This window comes from Psychrobacillus sp. (genome assembly GCF_056205495.1).
On sequence record NZ_JBAEAP010000559.1, the window covers coordinates 1 to 2,605 of the forward strand.

General features: G+C 36.6%; 2 protein-coding genes and 1 pseudogene. All 3 read right to left on the bottom strand.

Annotated elements, in window-relative coordinates:
- Positions 1-156 precede the first annotated feature (156 nt).
- Positions 157-1,878, bottom strand: a complete 1,722-nt coding sequence (locus AC06OU_RS15760; protein ID WP_475857043.1) for an ABC transporter ATP-binding protein — start codon at positions 1,876-1,878, stop codon at positions 157-159.
- 64 nt (positions 1,879-1,942) lie between these two features.
- Positions 1,943-2,233, bottom strand: coding sequence for a hypothetical protein (locus tag AC06OU_RS15765; protein ID WP_169358507.1), 291 nt, complete (start codon positions 2,231-2,233; stop codon positions 1,943-1,945).
- A 215-nt stretch (positions 2,234-2,448) separates the two neighbouring features.
- Positions 2,449-2,605: pseudogene (locus AC06OU_RS15770) on the bottom strand (amidohydrolase); the annotation flags it as partial.

A 2,605-nucleotide genomic window follows, 5' to 3' on the forward strand; every position in this document is an offset into this window, starting at 1 on the left:
ATAAAATAGTCTTTTGGGAACTTCAAAGTTAAAATTTTACATCCGAAACCTGTTATATAAGCAAAAAACTACGCTTGGCATTTACACTTTCTTAGGTGAATTTAGAGGGTTAAAGTTATCTTATTCTACATTAGAAAGAAATATGACAGATAGATTCTAAGATAATCCTTGTCCTTGTGTAAACTCTTTATATAATTCATGACTACTTAGTAATTCTTCATGTGTACCGGTGCCTGTAATTTCTCCCTGCTCTATAAAAAAGATTTGGTCAGCATGCATGATGGTTGCCAATCGATGGGCGATGATTAAGGTAGTACGACCATTCATTAATCGTTCTAGTGCTTCTTGAACAAAAGATTCTGATCCACTATCTAAGTTTGAGGTAGCCTCATCTAATAACAATATTTTAGGGTCATGTAAGAGTGCTCTTGCAATTGCTATTCGTTGTCTTTGCCCGCCAGATAGCTTCATTCCTCGTTCGCCTACAAGCGTATCGTATTTGTCAGGAAGCTCTTCTATAAAGGACGAGGCATTTGCAGCTTTTGCAGCCTCTATAATCTTTTCCATCGAAGGGATTTTTGTCATACCATAAGTCATATTAGACAAGATAGTACCGCTCATCAAAGGGCTTTCCTGTGATACATACCCCATTTTAGAACGCCAATCCCTTAAAGGTAGTTCGTGAATAGGAGATCTGTTAAAATAAATTTCACCATGGTCAGGCTCGTAAAACCTCTCGAGTAACGAAAAGATAGTAGTTTTTCCTCCACCACTTGGTCCTACAAAAGCGGTAACTGTACCAGGCTTTGCTTCAAACGTAATTCCATTTATAATTTTTTTGTTTTCTCCATAAGAAAAATGAACGTCTTTAAAAGTAATTATCCCATCTTCCAACGCTGTTGATGCTTGATCCTCAACAGGTTCACTGTCCATTGCAAATATCTCTTGAATTCGTTCCGTTGCTCCCACAGCCTTTTGGAAGGAGGTAAAGAACGTTGCCATTTGAGCGAAAGGAAAAATTATTTGAACTAAATAGAAGATAATTGCCACAAGGTCTCCAGCAGAGAGTGTGCCATTAGAAACCTGTAATCCTCCATAACCTAAAATGACAACTAGGATAGCCATCATAATAAGGGTCATAAAAGGGGATATGAATGATTGAATCTTGGCTTCCTTCAGTCCATACCGATAAAGTCTTTGGATTGCCTCTCCGCCACTAACGGTTTCATTTTCTTCTGCCCGGTAAGATTTTACTAGTCTTATCTCAGATAGAACTCTACCTAGCAATCCAGAAAATGAGGCCATTTCTTTTTGGGTTGCCTTCGCGACCTTATGCATCATAGAACCTAAAGGCATCATAATAGCCATACTTAGTGGAACGCTTATAAGCATGATTAATGTCATTTTCCAGTCTATAAAAAATAAAATGATAACTGAACCAATGATCGTTATGATACCTGATACAAAATTAACTAAGTGGTCAGTGATTAATGATTTTAATGTAGAAGTATCTTGAGTGATACGACTCATTGTTTCGCCGCTTTCATGTCGGTCATAGTAGGGGATTGGTAAATGAAGAACCTTGCTCCATAGCTTGTTTCTCAAATCAGCAACGACAAATTCTCCTATGTAGGACAAAAGGTAGTAGGAAAAACCACCGAACACGGCCTGCAATATAAATACAGCCAATAACAATAGGATAAGAGTCCAATTGAAGCTAGTTGAGGTCAATGAGTCAACTAGTGTTTTAGTTACTAAAGGTACTACTAAACTAATGACCGTGCTTAATAAGGAAAGGACAATAGCTAAAACTGCTATTTTAACTGGCCACCTTAAGCTTTTCAGTAATTGGAAAAAATTTTTAGTAGAAGAGGACATGCTAAATACTCCTTTCTCCATTTCTTATACCAAAAAAATCGTGCAAACTAAAGCTGCACGATCATTATAAAGCCTGAGTCTCCGCCTTAGGTCTTTTTTGCAACTCTACGACTAGGGGGTCTGCAGACATTTCTAAAAGACTAGCTTGCTTGTTTTGCAAATCTAATCGCATTTTTTCTGTTTCTAATAGGAAATTGTCGTATTTAAGCCGTTCTAGTTCAATTTCATCCTTTATTACCTTAGATTTCATAGACTGCATTTTGCGTAAATGGGTTGTCCAAATAGCCGTTAACGGAATCGAAAAGACCATTACTATAGCAACAAGGCCAATAAAAAGTCCAATTATATCTTCCATTTAAATACCTCCTCTTCTTTTTTCCCTAGTATATACGAAAAATACAGAAAATAGTTTCCAATTGAGTTAAATTTTAAAAATAGACGTATATCTTATTGTTTTTTTATTTTTTATTTGAAGGCGGTTTAAGAGGGGAGTATATAGATGATTTGTAGAAAATGAAAAAGCTAATCGAAGGACTTTATTGTCCTATGGATTAGCTTTTCAAAATCCTGTTATTTATTTAAGTAAGCCCAAGCGTATTGAGCATAAAGCTCTGCTCCTGTTACAAGTGAATCTTCATCAATATTAAAGTTACCATGGTGGTGTGCCCACTCTGTATCCTTTTCAGAATTTCCGCATCCTACTAGTGCAAAGCTGCCTGGGGCTTTT